Annotated in this window: 17 protein-coding genes and 1 tRNA gene; 9 read left to right on the forward strand and 9 right to left on the reverse strand. The window is 61.8% G+C overall.

What is annotated here, in order from left to right; genetic code table 11:
• Window positions 1–2: 2 nt before the first annotated feature.
• The 4 genes from H0485_RS17835 to H0485_RS17850 form a co-directional block, all read right to left on the reverse strand.
• Complete coding sequence (locus H0485_RS17835; RefSeq protein ID WP_089389385.1) at window positions 3–2,399, reverse strand: heavy metal translocating P-type ATPase; 2,397 nt, start codon at window positions 2,397–2,399, stop codon at window positions 3–5.
• 65 nt (window positions 2,400–2,464) lie between these two features.
• A complete protein-coding gene (locus H0485_RS17840) occupies window positions 2,465–2,968 on the reverse strand; it encodes a DUF305 domain-containing protein (protein WP_226937295.1) in 504 nt (167 codons plus the stop codon).
• A gap of 21 nt (window positions 2,969–2,989) precedes the next feature.
• A complete protein-coding gene (locus tag H0485_RS17845) occupies window positions 2,990–3,751 on the reverse strand; it encodes a MauE/DoxX family redox-associated membrane protein (protein WP_080620521.1) in 762 nt (253 codons plus the stop codon).
• Between the two features lie 17 nt (window positions 3,752–3,768).
• Window positions 3,769–4,044: a metal-sensitive transcriptional regulator gene (locus H0485_RS17850; RefSeq protein WP_226937296.1), complete on the reverse strand. Its 276-nt coding sequence runs from the start codon at window positions 4,042–4,044 to the stop codon at window positions 3,769–3,771.
• A 116-nt stretch (window positions 4,045–4,160) separates the two neighbouring features.
• Here H0485_RS17850 and H0485_RS17855 point away from each other — a divergent pair, with 116 nt between their 5' ends.
• Window positions 4,161–5,345 carry an MFS transporter gene (locus H0485_RS17855; RefSeq protein ID WP_080622749.1) on the forward strand — a complete coding sequence of 395 codons (1,185 nt, stop codon included), beginning with the start codon at window positions 4,161–4,163 and terminating at the stop codon, window positions 5,343–5,345.
• A gap of 90 nt (window positions 5,346–5,435) precedes the next feature.
• Here H0485_RS17855 and cueR read toward each other — a convergent pair whose 3' ends face one another.
• Both cueR and H0485_RS17865 read right to left on the reverse strand, forming a co-directional pair.
• The gene (gene cueR, locus H0485_RS17860) at window positions 5,436–5,885 is read right to left on the reverse strand and encodes a Cu(I)-responsive transcriptional regulator (RefSeq protein ID WP_080620522.1); all 450 of its coding nucleotides are present in this window, start codon (window positions 5,883–5,885) and stop codon (window positions 5,436–5,438) included.
• A 61-nt stretch (window positions 5,886–5,946) separates the two neighbouring features.
• Window positions 5,947–8,676, reverse strand: coding sequence for a heavy metal translocating P-type ATPase (locus tag H0485_RS17865; RefSeq protein WP_226341156.1), 2,730 nt, complete (start codon window positions 8,674–8,676; stop codon window positions 5,947–5,949).
• A gap of 164 nt (window positions 8,677–8,840) precedes the next feature.
• Here H0485_RS17865 and H0485_RS17870 point away from each other — a divergent pair, with 164 nt between their 5' ends.
• The 4 genes from H0485_RS17870 (at window position 8,841) to H0485_RS17885 (ending at window position 11,440) form a co-directional block, all read left to right on the forward strand.
• A complete protein-coding gene (locus H0485_RS17870; RefSeq protein ID WP_080620523.1) occupies window positions 8,841–9,035 on the forward strand; it encodes a heavy-metal-associated domain-containing protein in 195 nt (64 codons plus the stop codon).
• Between the two features lie 14 nt (window positions 9,036–9,049).
• The gene (copM, locus tag H0485_RS17875) at window positions 9,050–9,442 is read left to right on the forward strand and encodes a CopM family metallochaperone (protein WP_080620524.1); all 393 of its coding nucleotides are present in this window, start codon (window positions 9,050–9,052) and stop codon (window positions 9,440–9,442) included.
• A gap of 120 nt (window positions 9,443–9,562) precedes the next feature.
• A complete protein-coding gene (locus tag H0485_RS17880) occupies window positions 9,563–9,952 on the forward strand; it encodes a hypothetical protein (protein WP_127898013.1) in 390 nt (129 codons plus the stop codon).
• 36 nt (window positions 9,953–9,988) lie between these two features.
• Window positions 9,989–11,440, forward strand: a complete 1,452-nt coding sequence (locus tag H0485_RS17885) for a multicopper oxidase family protein (RefSeq protein ID WP_080620525.1) — start codon at window positions 9,989–9,991, stop codon at window positions 11,438–11,440.
• 72 nt (window positions 11,441–11,512) lie between these two features.
• Here the strand turns inward: H0485_RS17885 and H0485_RS17890 are convergent, their stop codons facing one another.
• Window positions 11,513–12,529, reverse strand: a complete 1,017-nt coding sequence (locus H0485_RS17890; protein WP_080622751.1) for a 2Fe-2S iron-sulfur cluster-binding protein — start codon at window positions 12,527–12,529, stop codon at window positions 11,513–11,515.
• Complete coding sequence (locus H0485_RS17895) at window positions 12,529–12,795, reverse strand: glutaredoxin family protein (protein WP_080620526.1); 267 nt, start codon at window positions 12,793–12,795, stop codon at window positions 12,529–12,531. The genes H0485_RS17890 and H0485_RS17895 overlap by 1 nt, the downstream gene beginning before the upstream one ends.
• A 342-nt stretch (window positions 12,796–13,137) precedes the next feature.
• On the opposite strand from H0485_RS17895, the gene H0485_RS17900 reads away from it, so the two are divergent.
• The 4 genes from H0485_RS17900 to H0485_RS17915 all read left to right on the forward strand — a co-directional run bounded on the left by H0485_RS17900 (window position 13,138) and on the right by H0485_RS17915 (window position 18,157).
• Window positions 13,138–13,530 (forward strand): ArsR/SmtB family transcription factor, encoded by a 393-nt coding sequence (locus H0485_RS17900; protein ID WP_080620527.1) that lies wholly within the window; start codon window positions 13,138–13,140, stop codon window positions 13,528–13,530.
• Between the two features lie 127 nt (window positions 13,531–13,657).
• Window positions 13,658–16,309 (forward strand): heavy metal translocating P-type ATPase, encoded by a 2,652-nt coding sequence (locus H0485_RS17905; RefSeq protein ID WP_080620528.1) that lies wholly within the window; start codon window positions 13,658–13,660, stop codon window positions 16,307–16,309.
• A gap of 137 nt (window positions 16,310–16,446) precedes the next feature.
• Window positions 16,447–16,857, forward strand: a complete 411-nt coding sequence (locus H0485_RS17910; RefSeq protein ID WP_080620529.1) for a MerR family transcriptional regulator — start codon at window positions 16,447–16,449, stop codon at window positions 16,855–16,857.
• A gap of 25 nt (window positions 16,858–16,882) precedes the next feature.
• Window positions 16,883–18,157, forward strand: a complete 1,275-nt coding sequence (locus H0485_RS17915) for an FAD-dependent oxidoreductase (RefSeq protein WP_226937297.1) — start codon at window positions 16,883–16,885, stop codon at window positions 18,155–18,157.
• A gap of 183 nt (window positions 18,158–18,340) precedes the next feature.
• On the opposite strand, the gene H0485_RS17920 is transcribed toward H0485_RS17915, so the two are convergent.
• Window positions 18,341–18,417 (reverse strand) — tRNA-Arg (locus H0485_RS17920).
• Window positions 18,418–18,622: the final 205 nt, after the last annotated feature.

Consider the following 18,622-nt stretch of genomic DNA (forward strand, 5'->3'; position numbering starts at 1 on the left):
CACTAAATGTCGATCTTGGTAGTTCTCAATCGCAAAGCGTTGGCAATGACGCTGACCGAAGAGAGCGCCATGGCCAGTGCGGCAAGCGCCGGTGACAACAGCAGCCCCATCACGGGATACAGTAACCCGGCCGCCACCGGCACGCCTGCCGAGTTGTAGAAGAATGCGAAGAACAGGTTCTGCCGGATATTGCGCATTGTCGCTCCCGACAGGCGACGCGCCTTCACGATCCCCAATAGGTCACCGCCTAGCAGCGTGACTCCCGCGGATTCCATGGCGACATCCGTTCCTCCGCCCATCGCTATGCCGACATCGGCAGCCGCAAGCGCTGGGGCGTCATTCACCCCATCGCCCGCCATGGCGACGATACGGCCTTCCTTGCGAAGACGTGTAACAACCTCGCTCTTGCGTTCTGGAAGCACCTCGGCCTCCACATCGGCGATGCCCAGCTCTTTTGCCACCGCCTGAGCCGTGAGCTTATTGTCACCAGTCATCATGACCACGCGGATGCCGTCCTTTCGGAGGGCTTCCAGCGCTGCCGGCGTAGTGGATCGTATGGGATCGGCCACGCCGATGGCGCCGACGGGCCGGCCGTCGATGGCGACCAAGACGGCGGTGGCCCCGCGTGAGCGAATGACGTCCGCCTCGATCGCCGCTGCGCCCGGCTGAACGCCTTCCAGCTCCAAAAACTTGGCGCTACCGATCAGCACGCGCTGACCGGCGACGGTTCCCAAGACTCCCCGACCGACAGGAGAGTCGACGTCCGAGGGTTCCGACAGTGCGAGCTGCTTCTCCACCGCGGCACGGACAATAGCCTGTGCAATCGGATGTTCGCTCGCACGTTCAAGGCTCGCCGCGGCTTGAAGAAGTTCCGTCTCGCTCCGCCCATCGACCGGAACGATGGCCGTGACGGCCGGTTTCCCCTCCGTAAGCGTGCCGGTCTTGTCGACCACGAGGGTATCGATCTTCTCCAGCCTTTCGAGCGCCTCGGCGTTCTTGATCAGCAATCCGAGATTGGCGCCTTTGCCGACGCCAACCATGATCGACATCGGCGTTGCAAGGCCAAGGGCGCATGGGCAGGCGATGATGAGAACAGAAACAGCCGCAATCAGGCCGTAACTCAACCGGGGTTCCGGGCCAAAAAGGGTCCAGGCCACAAAAGCGATCAAGGCGATAACGATGACCAGTGGAACGAACCAGCCGGACACCTGGTCTGCTAAGCGCTGGATCGGGGCGCGGGACCGCTGCGCCTGCGCCACCATCTGGACGATCTGCGAAAGCATGGTATCGCGACCAATGCGAGCCGCATCCATGACCAGAGCGCCAGATTGATTGATGGTCCCTGCGATGAGCTTTGCACCCGGCTCTTTCGTGACCGGCATCGATTCGCCGGTAATCATCGATTCATCGACGGCCGAACGCCCCTCCAGCACCGTCCCGTCCACCGGAACTTTCTCGCCCATGCGAACACGAAGCTTGTCGCCGACGGCAATATGCTCGACCGCCACCTCCTCGTCGGTGCCATCTGGCCGGATACGTCGGGCTGTCTTCGGAGCCAGGTCAAGAAGCGCGCGTATCGCGCCCGAGGTCTGTTCGCGCGCGCGTAGCTCCAGCACTTGGCCGAGCAGCGCCAGCACCGTGATCACCGCGGCCGCCTCGAAGTAAACCGCAACGGTGTCTCCCATCATCCGCGCCGTTTCCGGGAACAGGTCGGGGGCGAGCGTTGCCACCACGGAGTAAATCCAGGCAACGCCTACGCCCATCGCGATGAGCGTGAACATATTGAGCGATCGGTTCACCACGGACGCCCAGCCGCGCTGAAAGAACGGCCAGCCTGCCCACAGCACCACCGGCGTCGCCAGTATGAGTTGCAGCCAGTTGTTGATCTGGCCAGGAATGTAACGATGCAGGCCGAAAAGTTCGCTGCCCATCCCAAGGAAGACCACCGGAACAGAAAGGGCGGCACCCACCCAGAACCGTCGAGTCATGTTGACCAGTTCCGCACTGGGTCCGGTTTCGGCCGTCGGCATTTCGGGTTCCAGCGCCATCCCGCAGATCGGGCATGATCCTGGACCGACCTGACGGATCTGGGGGTGCATCGGACAGGTAAAGATCGTGCCCTCCGGCACTACCGCTGCCTGGGTCGGTTCCGATGGTCCAACATATTTGCCCGGATCGGCCATGAACTTGGTCTGGCAGTTCTCGGAGCAGAAATAATACGTCGCGCCCTGGTATTGGGCTCGGTGCTTAGCCGTTGTGGGGTCCACGGACATCCCACAAACGGGGTCCTTCACAGTATCGCTTGCCTCCGCAGTCGCGGTGTGATGGCCCGATCCGCCACCGTGCCCCTTGTTATGGGCATGGGCGGCGCCTTGATGATGGTTATGGTCGTGAACCATAGTAAGCCTCCGCTTCCCTTATCTCCCCGCATGCAGGTTGCCACCGCATGCGAACCAAGCCCCGACTAATCGTTCAGCCGGCCAGCAATCGCCTGCATTTGCTCGATCTCGCGACGCTGGGCGACCTCAATCTCTTCACACAACGCCAGAAGCTCGGCGTCCGACAGGTTGGCCTCTCTGCACATCAAGATGGCTCCCGAGTGATGCGGAATCATCGAGTCGATAAACTGGCGGTCATCGATCATGGCTTGGGATCGAGTCGCCCAAAATGATCCCAGGGTAAGGACGACAAAAAGCACATAGAGGACAATATTCACGCTGCGGTTCGGAAACATGCCCGGCATCGTCGCCAGCATGAAGATGCCCATCGGCGCCCACATGGTTATCGCCATGTAAAGCATGTTCAGATTGTTCCGGAAGTCGCCCCAGCCGTCGATCATCGAAAACATCACGACATACATCACGATGAGGCCGAGGATCATGTTGATCCAGAACATCAGATAGGGACGGCCATGGGAGCCGTGGCTATTCCCCGAATGCCCGCCATGAGCCATGTGGTCGCTCGCCATTTGATCGTCCTTTCGCGGTTGTCAGTGTCCAATGCCCATCGGCTTGAAGATCATCCAGACCGCCATGCCGATCATCATGAGGTTCTCGGTGAGCGACACGAAGCCGAGCGGCACGTTGCTGTCGCCACCGACGCAGGCGCATTTCAGCTCGCGCCTGTCGATATAGACCGCCTTGAACACCGAGACCGCGCCGATGCCGCCGATGAACAGCGCGACGGGGATCGACACCCACATCAGGGCACCGGAGATCATCAGGACGCCGGCGAGCGCCTCCGCGAAGGGATAGATGTAGGCATATCGGACCCATCGCTGCGCCAGAAGGTCGTAGTTCAGGAACATGGTCGCGAAGCCTTCCACGTCCTTCAGTTTCTGAAGGGCAAGAAGGCACATCGCGATGGCGATGAGCCATTCGGCGGCTTGGACCGTCGCGAGGTTCCCGAACGCCGCCCAACTCGCGGCCAAAGCCATTAGGGCAGCCATCGCGAACAGCGCGATCACCGGCTTGTAGGTAACGGCATCCTTGTCCTCGACCTTGCCGCCGAAGAACCGGACGAGATCATCGTAACCGCCGATCCGCTTGCCGCCTATGAAGGTCTGCGGCGTCGATTGAACATCATGCTTTGCCTTGAAGGCGTCCGTCTCCGCGCGGGTCGTCAGATGGTGATCGTCGACCTCGTAGCCTTCCCGCTTGAGCAGATCGAGCGCTTTCAACCCGTAGGGGCAGGTATGGTTTTCCATCACCATTCTATGAAGTTCGGCGCGTTTGGCTGCATGGGTCGCCATAGTCTGATCCCTTCGATCTAAAGTTTCGCTTTCGCGAACACCTCCACCAGTTCATTGAACTTGGCGCGCTGATGGTCTGCATCGCCCGATGCGATCGCCTCCTCGACGCAGCAGGCGGCATGCGATCGCAACACCTGGTTCTCCACCTTGGAGAGCGCGGCTTTAACCGCGTGGATCTGGTTGAGAATGTCGATGCAGTATCGCTCGTCCTCGACCATCTGGCCGACACCGCGAACCTGCCCGGCGATCCGGTTGAGCGACGCGATGATCTGCTTGGAATTTTTGTTGCACATCCAGCTACCCCTACCCGGTATGGGTATATATACGTTAGAGCAAAAGTTTGGTTCCCGCAAAACCCAAGAGTTTTGCCGGCATGTCAACGTCGAAGCAAATAATCGTGGGAGGTCCAATGGACGATACGGTAACTGTCCGGCGCAACATCACCGTCCTTACTGCCGCGCAGGCGCTCGGAGGATCGAGCGCGCCGATCGTCATGTCGCTCGGCGGCCTGGTCGGCCAGCAGCTTGCCGACAACCCCGCATGGGTGACGCTGCCGGTCAGTCTCTTCGGTCTCGGCCTCGCAATCGGCACGCTGCCCGCCGCCTTCGTCATGCGCGCCTGGGGGCGCCGTGGCGGTTATCTGTTCGGCGCGTTGTTCGGCCTCGCAGCGGGACTCATCGCGGCGTTTGGCATCTTCGTATCGTCGTTCCTACTGTTCTGCGTCGGCTGCTTTACCGCCGGTCTCTACGGTTCCTACGTCCAAAGCTATCGCTTCGCTGCCGCCGATGCTGCCGAAGGCGCTTTGAAGGCACGAGCAATCTCCTGGGTGATGGTCGGTGGGCTGATCGCGGCTGTAATCGGTCCGCAGCTCGTCATCTGGACACGCGATTCCTTCCCCGGCACCCCCTATGTCGGCAGCTTCCTCAGCCAGGCGGCGCTTCCGTTGTTGTCGATCCCGATTCTGTTGATGCTGCGCACGCCGCAATCCGCTTCGCAATCCGCGTCGGAAAGCTCCGGCCGTTCCCTGATCCAGATCCTGATGATGCCCCGCTACATGCTTGCCGTCGCGGCCGGCGTCGTCTCCTACGGCCTCATGGCTTTCGTCATGACGGCCGCACCGATCGCGATGGTCAATACCGGCCATTCGGTCGACAGCGCAGCACTCGGAATCCAGTGGCATCTACTGGCGATGTTCGCGCCGAGCTTCGTCACCGGCCGCCTCATGACACGCTTCGGCAAGGAGCGTGTGACGGCGGCGGGGATGCTGCTCATCGCCGTCTCGGCCATCGTCGCGCTGGCCGGGCTTGAGCTAATCAATTTCTGGGGGTCTCTGGCCATCATGGGCATCGGCTGGAATTTCAGCTTCATCGGAGCGACGGCGATGGTCACAGACTGCCATACGCCGGGCGAGCGCGCCAAGGCGCAGGGCGCAAACGACTTCATGGTCTTCGGCACGACCGCCGCCGTCTCGTTTCTGGCAGGCAGCGTCCTGCACAACTCGGGCTGGGCGGCAATCAACTGGCTATTGTTTCCGCCGGTCGCCTTGATCCTCGTGCCGTTGCTCTGGCAAGCGGCACGCAAACCGCAAGCCTGAAACGCAATGTCCCCGCCATTTTGGCGGGGACGCACCGGGTCAGGTCCTCGCTCTGCGCCCTCGCAGCCGAAAGGCTGCTTGGGCATGCGGTTATTGCAGCGAGCGATTGACCGCGCCGGACCGAGGCCGGATCGAAAGATCTTCATCGTCCTGATCGGTCTCAAGGCGCTGTAGGATCGGGCAATGCGGCCGATGATCCCCTTGGCAGGCGTTCACCAGCATGGTGAGCGTGTGGGCCATGTCCTGCATATCCGCGATCTTCCTCTCCAGCGCGTCGATATGGCCCTGCGCCAAGCGCTTCACTTCTGCGCTCTGTCGCGTCTCGTCGCGCCAGAGGTTGAGCAGGTCGCCGATCTCGGCCACCGAAAAACCGAGGTCGCGCGCGCGGCGGATGAAGCGCAGCATGTGGACATCGGTAGCCGAATAATCGCGGTAGCCGGAGTCCTTCCGATCAGCAGCCGGGATGAGACCTGTCTGCTCGTAGTAGCGGATCATCTTGGCCGAAACGCCCGATGCCTTTGCTGCCTGTCCGATGTTCATGAACAATCTCCCATATGTAAGGACAGCCGACCCTAAATATAGGATCGGCTGTCTGGTTTCATCAGCCCTGGACCTTGAAGGTCTTGAGCCGGAGCGCATTGCCGAGGACGAAGACGCTCGACAGGGCCATGGCGCCGGCGGCAAAGACCGGCGACAAGAGGATGCCGTAGGCCGGATAGAGCGCACCCGCGGCGACCGGGATCAGGGCCGTGTTGTAGGCGAAGGCCCAGAACAGGTTCTGCCGGATATTGCCGATCGTCGCCTTGGACAGCGCGATGGCGTTCGGCACCCCGGTCAGGCTGCCCGACATCAGCACCACGTCCGCCGCCTCGATGGCGATGTCCGTGCCCGTGCCGATGGCGAGACCCACATCCGCCTCGGCCAGCGCCGGAGCGTCGTTGATGCCGTCGCCGACGAAGGCGACCTTGCCATGCTCGGCCTTGAGCCGGCGGATCGAGTCGACCTTGCCGTCCGGCAGCACCTCCGCCACCACCTCGTCGATGCCCAGGCGAGCCGCGATGGCCTTGGCCGTGCGCTTGTTGTCGCCGGTGATCATCGCGACCTTCAGGCCGAGGTCGTGCAGCGCCTTGATCGCCGCCGGCGTCGTCTCCTTGATCGGGTCGGCCACGGCGATGATCGTCGCCAGCTTGCCGTCGATCGCCGCATAGAGCGGCGACTTGCCCTCGTTGCCCAGACGTTCGGCAACCTGGGCGAAGCCCGCCACGTCATGGCCAAGCTCGACCATGTAGCGATCCGCGCCGATCTCGATGCGCTTGCCGTCGACCACGGCCTTCACGCCGAAGCCGGTCACCGACTCGAAGTCCGACACGGCGGGCAGTGCAATGCCTTCCGCCTCGGCCGCATCCACGATGGCGCGGGCAATCGGGTGTTCCGACTTGGCTTCGACGGCTGCGACCAGGCCCAGCACCGTCGTCCGGTCGAAGCCGGCGGCCAGTTCGAGGTCGGTCAGCGCCGGCTTGCCTTCGGTCAGCGTGCCGGTCTTGTCGACGGCCACCACCTTGGCATCCTTCAGCAGTTGCAACGCTTCACCCTTGCGGAACAGCACGCCCAGCTCCGCGCCCCGGCCGGTGCCGACCATGATCGAGGTCGGCGTTGCCAGACCCATGGCGCAGGGGCAGGCGATGATCAGCACGGCGACGGCATTGACCAGCGCGAAGGTCAACGCAGGCGACGGGCCGAAATAGAGCCATGCAGCGAAGGTGAGGGCGGCGACGGCGAAGACCGCCGGCACGAAATACATCGTCACCTTGTCGACCAGCGCCTGGATCGGCAGCTTCGACCCTTGTGCTTCCTCGACCATGCGGATGATCTGCGACAGCACCGTGTTGCCGCCGACCGCCGTGGCCCGGATCGCGAAGGCGCCCTTCTGGTTCACGGTTCCGGCCACGACCTCGCTGCCGCTCGTCTTGGACACCGGGATCGGTTCGCCGGTGATCATCGACTCGTCGACATAGCTTTCGCCCTCGATGACTTCACCATCGACCGGGATACGGTCGCCGGGGCGGACCTCCACGATGTCGCCGGACAGCACCGAATCGATCGGCAGATCGACCGTCTTGCCGTCGCGGCGGACACGCGCGGTCTTGGCCTGAAGTCCGACCAGCCGCTTGATCGCTTCCGAAGTGCGCCCCTTGGCGCGGGCCTCGAGCAACCGGCCGAGCAGGATCAGGGTGACGATAACCGCGGCGGCTTCATAATAGACGTTCACCGTCCCAGCGGGCAGGAAGCCCGGCGCGAAGGTCGCCACCAGCGAATAGAGGTAGGCGGCCAGCGAGCCGACGGCGACCAGCGAGTTCATGTCGGGAGCCAGCCGCCAGAGCGCCGGGAGGCCCTTGTCGTAGAAGCGGATGCCGGGCACGAACAGCACCAGCGTCGTCAGCACGAACTGAAGATACCAACTGTTCTGCATGCCGATGGTCGCGGCGATCATGTCGTGCGCGCCCGGAATGAGGTGCGACCCCATCTCCAGGATGAAGACCGGCGCGGTCAGAACCGCCGCGATGGTGAAATCGCGGGTCAGCTCACGGCGTTCGGCTTCCTTCTTCTCGGCGCGGTCATCGACCTCGGCCTGGCCCGCCCCGGTCGCCGCCGCGATCACCTTGGCCTCGTAGCCCGCGTTCGCGATTGCCGCGACGATGGCCGCAGCATCGGCGGTTCCCTGGACGGTGGCCTTCTCGGTGGCGAGGTTGACGACGGCGTTGGTGACGCCCGGCACGGCCTTGAGCGCCTTTTCGACACGTCCCACGCAGGAGGCGCAGGTCATGCCCTCGATCGCGACCTCAAGCGAAGCCGCCGCCGGCGCGGTGAAACTTGCCGAAACCGCGTAGCCTGCGTCCTCCACGGCCTTCACGACGACCGCTCGGTCCACCGGGCCGCTCGTCGTGATGCTGGCTTTCTCGGTAGCGAGGTTGACCACGGCATTGGCAACGCCGGGGATGGCCTTGAGGGCCTTTTCCACCCGCCCCACACAAGAAGCGCAGGTCATGCCTTCGATCGGCACTTCAAGGAGGGCAGCTTTCGGCGCACTGAAGCTGGCCGGCACTTCATAGCCAGCATTTTCGACCGCCTTGACGAGCGCTATGCGATCAACCGTGTCGTTCGTCGTGATGCTGGCCTTCTCGGTCGCCAGATTGACGACCGCGTTGGCGACGCCGGGGACGGCCTTCAGGGCTCTCTCGACACGGCCGACGCAGGATGCGCAGGTCATGCCCTCGATAGGCAGGGAAATTGCTGCATTCATCTTGTCCGCAGCTCGAACAGGGGCATCCATTGCCGCCTCCTTTCTAAGTCAGAATTCGAGTTCGGACACTGATATGCTCCTTCCAACGATGGGAAGGTCAAGGGTAAAAATTCCTTTTCGTTTCCTCTTGACCTTACCATCGTTGGAAACCCCAACTTGAGGACCATGAGAACCGAACCCAAAGGAGAAAGCTCATGGAACTCAAGATCGAAGGCATGACCTGCGGCGGTTGCGCCAAGTCCGTCACCAAGGCGATCCAGTCGGTCGATCCGACCGCCAAGATCGATACCAACCCCGCCCAGCGGATGGTCAAGGTCGAGACGACCGCAACCCCGGCAGCCCTTCGGCAGGTTCTCGAAGAGGCTGGCTATCCGGCGACCGTGAAGTGAACAGGAGCAAGATCATGCACAAGCTGACCCCGATTTTCATTGGCGGCGCACTCGCCATCAGCGCCGGCCTCGCCATCGCACAAAGCCAACTGAACACGGATACCACCATGCAAGGCCACGACATGCCGGGGCATTCGATGCCGGCCTCCGACAACCCATCCACGCAGGCTTACATCGAAGCCAATAACCGTATGCACGCCGACATGACAGTCGACTTCACCGGCGACGCCGACATCGACTTCATGCGCGGCATGATCCCGCACCACCAGGGCGCGATCGACATGGCGCGGATCGTGCTGCAATACGGCACTGACCCCGAGGTCCGCAAACTCGCCGAGGAGGTGATCTCGGCCCAAGAAGGTGAGATCGCTATGATGCGGGAATGGCTCGCCGCGCGCGGCCAGTGATTTTGATATGTAGGAACCGCCGCGGTGCGTCAGCAATGATGCGCGGCGGCGGTTGCGACATATAAGATTCATCCAGCCAAGGATGCGCGGAATGTTGTCTGACAAGGAGTTTTGACGCCGATGCGTCGTCTGTTCATCGCAGTGCTGATGATCTTCTCCTTCGTCACGGTGGCGTTGGCTGTGCCGGCGCACGGCGCCCGCATGGCCACCGTCTCCCAAACGATCGCCTCAAAACACGAAGCGCCGCATCGCACCGCATACTCCTCTCCCGAGGCATGTCAGGAAGATCGAATCTGTTCCGGAAGCGATGGCTTCTGCTACTTCGTATGCTCTGGCATGGGCTCTTGGTTCGTGTCTGACCAGCCCGGAAATGCGATTCAGCCTACCTCGGCGCGTTGGGCACTACCGGAGACGACGAACCTCGCCGGTCTCAGCCCCGAACGGAATGAACGCCCTCCCAATCCCAGTCTCGCTGAAAACCAGTGGCTGCATAAGCGCACGCCGATCTGAACTCAGAGGGAGCATAGTTCTCCCAGGAGACCGAAAATGACACTTATTTCACGACGCGGCTTTCTTGCCGCAAGCGCTGCCACGTTGTCCACAGCAGCTCTACCGCGCTTTGCCATGGCGCAAAACGCCATATCGCTCAGCGCCGCGACACGGGTGCTGGACGTCAATGGACGCGCCGCCACAGTCTTCGGCTTGGAAGGCCCGAGTGGACAGGGATTGGTTCTCAATCCAGGCCAACGCTTTCGCGCCAGTCTTACCAATCGCCTGGATGTTCCGACCCTCATCCATTGGCATGGCCAGATCCCGCCCAACGAGCAGGATGGCGTCCCGGATCTGCCACAGCCGATGCTGCAACCCGACGAAACGCGCTCCTATGACTACGAGCCGCTCCCCGGCACATACTGGATGCACGCGCACATCCCGCTCCAGGAGATGAACCTGCTCGCCGCGCCGCTGATCGTGCGCAGCGCCGAAGACGTGGCGGCCGACCGCCAGGAAGTCGTGATGTTTCTCCATGACTTCTCGTTCAAGGCGCCCGAAGAGGTCATGCAGGAGATCACCGGCGGGCACGGCGGCGGCCACGATATGAGCGCCATGGGAGGCCACGCCGCCCCCGGCGCCTCGATGGACCATTCAGGCATGCAGATGGATATGTCCTCGATGCAGGGCATGGCCATGGATCTGAATGACTACAATTGGGACGCCTACCTGACCAACGACCGCACCTTGTCCGACCCGGAGATCATCATGGTCGAGAAGGGCGGACGGGTAAAGCTGCGGGTGATCAACGGCGCCTCGGCCACTGTTTTCTGGATCGATACGGGTGGGCTGTCTGCGAGACTCGTGGCAGTCGACGGCCATGCCATCGCGGGCCTCGAAGGCAGTCGTTTCGGTATCGCCATGGGCCAACGCCTCGATCTGGATCTGGAGCTTGCCGGTGAAGGGGCGTGGCCCGTGCTTGCGTCGCGCGAGGGGTCGAAGGAGCGCACGGGGTTGATCCTCGCCACGCCCGGCGCGACCATTGAGAAGATCCCGGCGCTTGGCGAAGCGGATGCGCCTGCGTTCGACATCGACCTGTCGCAAGAGCTGAAGCTGCGCGCCTCGGACGGCCTTCCCTCGCGTGCGCCACAGCGCAGCCACATGGTTATGCTGGGCGGCTCGATGCAGCCCTATGTCTGGACCATCGACGGCAAGGTCTGGGGAGATCACAAGCCCCTCCTTGCAAAGACGGGCGAGCGGGTCGAGATCATGTTTCACAATATGTCGATGATGGGGCATCCGATGCATCTGCACGGCCATGTCTTCCAGGTCGTGGACATCAACGGCAAGCGCTTCGATGGGGCACGGCGCGACACCGTTTATGTTCCTCCGATGGCCATGGTGACCGTCGCGCTCGACGCCGGAGAGGCGGCGCGCTGGATGCTGCACTGCCATCATATGCCGCATCTCCAGACCGGCATGATGACCGAGCTCAGCATATCCGCCTGAAATGAATGAAAAAAGCCTGCGCCGCGATTCCTCGCAGCGCAGGCTCTCGCCTGATTTCATTGAACGAGGCGACTAGCCTTCCTGCCCTTCGGGCGTGAAGAAAACGTCGGCGTGCATGTCCTCGGGTCGCAGCCCGCGCGCAAATGCCATTGCCATCGCCGCATCAACCATCGGGGGCGGGCCTGCGACATAGGCTTTCCACCCGTCGAAGTCCGCGAGATCCTCGGCCACCGCGTCGGTCACGAACCCGTGCCGATGGGGGGCTACCTGTGTATCGGACAAGACAGCCGTAAAGCTGAGATTGTTGTGGCGGTCCGCCAGGGTCTCGAAATGCTCGACGAGATAGAGATCACGCGCGCCGCGTGCGCCGAAGTAGACATGGATCGGCTGCTTCATGCCGTGCGCAAGGGCTGTTTCCACGATCGACTTGATCGGCGCCAGACCGGAACCGCCGGCGATGCACAGGATCGGGCCGGAATGATGCTGGCGCAGATAGGAGGAGCCTAGTGGAAATTCGAGCGTCAGCTTGTCACCGGCCTTCAGTGCCTCATGGACGTGCTGCGAGGTGACGCCGCCCGGAACCTTGCGAATGTGAAATTCGAGGCTGTCGTCGCCGTGACGATTGGCCATGGAGTAGCTGCGCGCGGGCACACCATCGAATCCGACCTGGGCATACTGTCCGGCCGTGAAGAGCAACGGGGAGCCATCCACAGGCGAGATTCGCACCAGTTTGATGTCGTGGGTAAGGTCATCGAGGCCGGACACGATGGCCTCCACCCGTCGAGGAGCCTCAACCGCATCATCGTCATCGCTGCCAAGCCAGGCGACAGCCGCATCGGTCTGCGGCACCGCGCGGCATGCCAGGATCAGGCCGTCGGCCTTCTCTTCCTCGCTGAGGGCGAAGCGAGAATGCTGGAGCAGTTCCACCTCGCCCTCGATCAGACGTGACTTGCACGAGCCGCAGCGGCCGGAACGGCAGCCGTGGGGATAAGGTATGCCTGCGGCAAGTGCTGCGTCGAGGATGGTTTGTCCCTCCTGGACCTCCAGACTGACCCGTGCCTGCCGAATATCAACGAACCTGGTCGTCATCATGCACTCCCGGTCAAACCTAGAGCCTTGACGAGTCCCGGCTTCTGGCTTGGGAAGGTTCCGTAGAAAACTTCCGACCCTACGATTGTAATAGGAGCGACCCTGACACCCGTGCGTGCCTTTGCCTCCTCGGCGATCTTGGGGTCGGTCAGGTCACGCTCCTCATAGGCGAGACCCTGCTGGGCCAGCCAACGCTTGAGTGCATGGCAGTCCGGGCAGGTCGGCGTCGTATAGATGAGGATGTGTGGCGTGTTGGCTTCTGGCATGTCCTTGCCCTTCTTGCTTTAGACGTGGATTGGCTTCCGGCAGACCGTCAAACGGCCTCCCGGAAGAGTGGATTGCCGTCAGCGTGCGGCTTCCAGCGCTTGTAAAGTCAAGGCTGTTCTTGCTCCGGGGTCGAAATTTCCGAAGCGCAGGACGACATCAGCAGATGAAGACTGACGTGGTGCCGGCTACGATCGCTCCGACTCGCTGATCGGGAAGTATCGGGCCTGTTGCGCATTGAGATCGCGCAGCCTTCCGGTAGATTGGACGAGACAAATCGACGTGGCCGACACGTTGCCATCAAACGGGCGTGAACCGCCTCAAGACACAGGTGAAAATCGCTGATGACTGCCGGTAAACCGAAACTACGGGTCGAAAAGCAGGCCGAGGCCGCAACCCCGAGCGCAACAGAGACACGCAGCCACCTCGACCATTCCTCGCTCTCGCAGAACGAGGTGACGATCCTGGCGGAAACCTTCCGGCTTCTCGGCGATCCTTCACGGCTGAAAATCCTCCTGAGCTGCATGCCCGGTCCGATTTCGGTCGGCGAGATCGCGGAGAAAATCGACCTGTCCCTATCCCTGGTCAGCCATCATCTGCGCCTGCTGCGCGGTGCCCGTCTCGTCAAGGGCGAGCGCCAGGCCAAGCAGATCTTTTACGAGATCGCCGACGAGCATGTCCGTCAGGTTCTCCACGACATGGCGACGCACATCTCCGAGGATCACGCCGAGGAGTGATCTGAAACCGCGAAAGCCGATACTATCAACATACGCTTGAATAGTTGTTCAATCGTGGTATTGACTCCTTTCGTGGCCATGCGGGGCCTGCGCACGCGCCCACCGCGTGGTGAGAAAGGAGATCGGAATGACAACGGGACTTTCAGCACCTAGCGGCGGTGAGCGCTTGGGCTTTCGCGTCGAGGGCATGGATTGCGCAAGTTGCGTCGGCAAGATCGAGACTGCACTGAACCGTCTGGGAGGCATCACTGACGTTACCGTCAATTTTGCCACCGAGACGCTGCAGCTTTCCCGCGATACGGCCAGCACAACGACGTCGAACGACATCGCCAGGAAGATCCGCGCGCTCGGCTTCGATGTGACCGAGCTACCGCCCGCCGTCATTCCATCGACGCCCGCCCGGCATTCCGAAGCGCACAGCGGGCATGACCACAGCGGCTGCTCCGGTGAGCATGATCATGGGCACGATCACCACCATGCGCATCATCATGATCACAGCGACTGCGGTGGCCACGATCATGGTCAGCTCGCGCAAACGCCGGTCTCGCGCACAGATCCGACATCTCCGCCCAATGTCTCGATGCGGGTCGAGGGCATGGATTGCGCGAGTTGCGTCGGCAAGATCGAAGTCGCACTTGCAAGAATGCCCGATGTTTCCGACATTCGCGTGAACTTCACGACCGAAATGCTTGAACTCAACTTGGTTCCCGGCTCGGGCACCAAGGTTGCCGACATCGAAAGGACCATCAAGAGCCTCGGCTTCGGGGTATCCAACACACGCGAACTTTCGTCTTCGTCCGACGTCGCCGTGGACGTTGCGCCCGCGCCAGCCATGCGCAATCAACGCTGGTGGCAGACTCGCAAGGGCAAGCACGTCATCGGCCTCGGTCTGCTGATGGGCTCGGCCTACCTCATCGCCCAGTTTATCCCCCTCTATGCAGAGTGGATCTTTGCACTCGCCGTCGTCGCAGGCGTCCTGCCGTTCGCCCGCAAGGCGTTTGCTCTCGCGACGTCAGGGTCGCCATTCTCGATTGAGACACTGATGAGCGTGGCCGCGATCGGCGCCTTGGTGATCGGCGAGGCCGAAGAGGCGGCTGCGGTGGTGTTCCTGTTCGCGGTCGGCGAGTTGCTTGAAAGCGTTGCAGCCGGACGCGCTCGCGCTGGCATAAAGGCCCTTGCGTCGCTGGTGCCAAAGACCGCAATTCTGCTTGATCCCAGCGGCGCTCAGCGCAGCGTCCCGGCGACTTCCTTGCGCGTGAACGACCTTGTTCTTGTGCGGCCCGGCGACCGAGTGCCGGCCGACGGACAGATCGTCCAAGGCACTTCCAGCCTCGACGAATCGCCCATCACCGGAGAATCGGTCCCGCGCGCCAAAGCCAAGGGCGAGAGCATTTATGCTGGGTCCATCAATGTCGATGGCGTTCTCAAGGTTCGCGTCGAAAAGGCCGCTGCCGACAACACGATCTCGCGCATCATCCAGCTCGTCGAGCAGGCTCAGTCCGCCAAGGCTCCTACCGCACGTTTCATCGAGAATTTCAGCCGCTACTATACCCCGGCCGTGATGCTGATCGCTGCGCTGATCGTCATCGTGCCGCCACTGGCGATGGGCGGCGATTGGGACACCTGGATCTATCGCGGCCTCGCGCTCTTGCTGATCGCATGTCCCTGCGCGCTCGTTCTCTCGACGCCTGCGGCGATCGCCTCGGGCCTTGCCGTCGGCACCCGCCGCGGCCTGCTGATCAAGGGCGGCAACGCCCTCGAAACCATCGGCAAGGTGAATGCTATCGCCTTCGACAAGACAGGGACGCTTACTGAGGGCAAGCCGCGCGTCACCGAAACGGTGGCCTTCGGCAAGAACGAGGAGAAGGACGTCATCGCATTGGCGGCAGCGGTCGAGACGGGTTCCAGCCATCCGCTTGCCAAGGCGATCATCAACCGAGCAGAGGCTTCCGGCATAGCGGTCCCTCCGGCGCAGGACGCCTCTGCGACGGCCGGGAAGGCAGTCCATGCCACGGTCGTCGGGCGCCGCCTTGCCGTCGGCTCCCCGAGCCATGCCGCGAACGTGGTAGTGATCGGTAAGCACGAGCAGAGCGCAATCGAAGGGCTCGAAGATCGCGGCAACACCGTTGCCGTCCTCTTTGATGAGGGGACGCGGGAAGCAATCGGCCTGATCGCCTTGCGCGACGAACCGCGGCGAGACGCGCCCGAGGGGATTGCCCGGCTCAAAGCGATGGGCGTTCGTTCCGTGATGCTGACCGGCGACAATCGGCGCACCGCTCAGGCGATCGCCAAGGGTCTTGGTATCGAATGGAGCGCCGAGCTTCTGCCGCAGGACAAGCTCGATCTCGTGAACGAGATGAAACGAACGACCAAGGTGGCTATGGTCGGTGATGGAATCAACGATGCCCCTGCGCTCGCAACCGCCGATGTCGGGATCGCCATGGGCGGCGGAACCGACGTGGCAATCGAGACGGCGGACGCCGCCCTGCTGAAGAGCCGAGTGACGGATGTTGCCCATCTTGTGGCGCTGTCCCGTGCGACAATGGCCAACATCCATCAGAACGTCGTCTTCGCTTTGGCGCTGAAGGGCCTGTTTCTCGTTACCAGCGTCCTAGGGATCACCGGCCTCTGGATCGCAGTCCTCGCCGATACCGGCGCCACCGCGATCGTGACGCTGAATGCGCTCCGGCTCTTGCGCTTCAAGGGGGCGAAGTCGAACGACGACGAACGTGACGACGGCACGTCTTCACGCCCCCTGATACCAGCCGAGAGCTACTGATCCCTCCCGTCGAAGAAGCCGTCCGTCAAACTTGACGGGCGGCTTTGCCCGGCCGGAACCAATCGTAGCAACGGCGAACATCGCGCTCGGAAAACCCATTCATGAACTGGCACCACCCTTCAGAAAGGACAACAGCCATGGACCTGGGCATCGGCAAACTCTCCCAGATCACGGGGGTCAAGATTCCAACGATCCGCTATTACGAGCAGATCGGTCTCTTGCCCGAGGGCTTGCGAAACAAGGGCAATCAGAGACGCTACGATCATGATGCGGTCAAACGATTACTGTTCATTCGCCGGGCGCGGGATCTCGGGTTTGACATCGATGCGATCAGGGATCTGCTTCATCTAGCCGACGTCTCGGCCTCGCGTTCGCCCGAGGCACTCCGTATCGCAAAACAGCAGCTCGCTTCCGTCGAGGAGAAGATCGCTCAACTGGAAGACCTTGAAAAGGTGATCAAGCGGGTCGCCGAAGGCGAGAGCGATGGGGACGACGCGCCCTATTGCTGCAGCACGGCGACAGATCATGCGGATAAGCCCCTCCACTAGCCTCGAAACGACAGGAGGTATGGAGTTGAGATACCTTTATTCCAATCTGGAAAGGAGCCAGAGCTGCGTCGTCGTGGGGGCGGGACCGGCCGGCCTGATGCTCGGACTCCTTCTGGCCCGATCCGGGGTCGACGTAACGGTCATCGAGAAGCACCAGGACTTCCTGCGCGATTTTCGTGGAGATACCATCCATCCTTCGACACTCGAAGCAATGCACGAGCTTGGCTATCTCGACGAACTTCTCACGCTTCCCCATCAGAAAGCCTATCAGCTCCACGCTGAGATCGAAGGACGCAAGGTCACGATCGCAGACTTCTCCAAACTGCCGACGCGCGCCAAGTTCATCGCGTTCATGCCCCAATGGGATTTCCTGAATTTTCTGGCACGGAAGGCAGCGGGATTTCCGCGCTTCCGCTTGCTGATGTCGACCGAGATAACGTCGCTCCGTTGGGAAGCAGGTCGAGTTGTCGGCGTGAATGCTCGCCAGAGCGACCGCAATCTGGTTCTTGATGCCGATCTCGTAATCGGTGCCGACGGACGCAATTCCGCCACCCGCAAGGCTGCGGGACTTGAGTTTCAGAGCTTTGGCACGGCCACAGATATTCTATGGATGAAGGTCTCGAAAAAGGCCGGCGATCCCCAGCAAGCGATGAGCCATGCCGGCCCGCGACAGGGGCTGGTTCTGATCGACCGAGGCGACTACTGGCAGTGCGGCTACGTCATCACCAAGGGGACCGTCGACGCGCTGAAGGACGGCGGAATTGGTGCGCTTTGCGCAAGGATCGCTGAGGTCGCACCTTTGCCTGCGGACCGCTTCAAGGAGATCCGCTCTTGGGATGACGTGCATCTGCTGAGCGTTCGGATCGACCGCCTGAAGACGTGGTGGAAACCCGGCCTGTTGTTTATCGGGGATGCCGCACACGCCATGTCGCTGATTGGCGGCGTTGGTGTGAACCTCGCTATTCAGGACGCTATAGCGACGGCCAACCTACTGGCTGAAGCCTTGCGCGAAGGACGAATGAAAACGCGCTTGCTGGAGGCCGTGCAGCGCCGACGCGCCTTTCCAACCAGAGCGACCCAAAAACTACAACTGATGATGCGCAGCCGAAAGCGTGCGGGTGAGGCAGACAGCGCACGAAGTCCGAAGCCTCCTCTCTTCATGCGCCTGATTGCCCGGTCGCCACTGTTGCCCCGGCTGACCGGCCGCCTCATCGGACTTGGCTTTCGTCCCGAGCATGTTCGCACACAGCTAGTCGATTGGTCCTGTTCGCTCAGGAAGTCTGCGGCTCCGCCCCGATAAAACTATGGAGCAGGTGCTTGACCTAGGCACCTTGGCCGATGTCACCTTCACCGTAGAGACTAGCTTGCGAGAAAGGGATTATCGTTCGCTGGTGAATTTCCCGCTGACATTCTCGCCATCCGCCGCAGCACGGGAGATTCTCTGCCCGTTTCGAAGAACCAGCAATCAACGATTAGGGGAGAATGGCGCACCCATCAGGATTCGAACCTGAGGCCTCCACCTTCGGAGGGTGGCGCTCTATCCAGCTGAGCTATGGGTGCCTACTGCTTACGCAGTGCTTACGCGGTTTTCGAGCGAGTGTTAACCCCAAAAATCGAAGCCCGCAAGTTACTGTTTTACTTCTACTTTTTTACTCACTCGTTCACATTGCCGGACTTGACATCCGCCTTCGGAGGGCAGGGGTCTCCTCGAAAAGCGCCATTGCCGAGACCCGGGGCGGTGCCTGGGCACTTGCCCGCCGTGGAG

The sequence above is a fragment of the Pseudogemmobacter faecipullorum genome (genome assembly GCF_020539525.1).
GTDB lineage: Bacteria > Pseudomonadota > Alphaproteobacteria > Rhodobacterales > Rhodobacteraceae > Pseudogemmobacter > Pseudogemmobacter faecipullorum.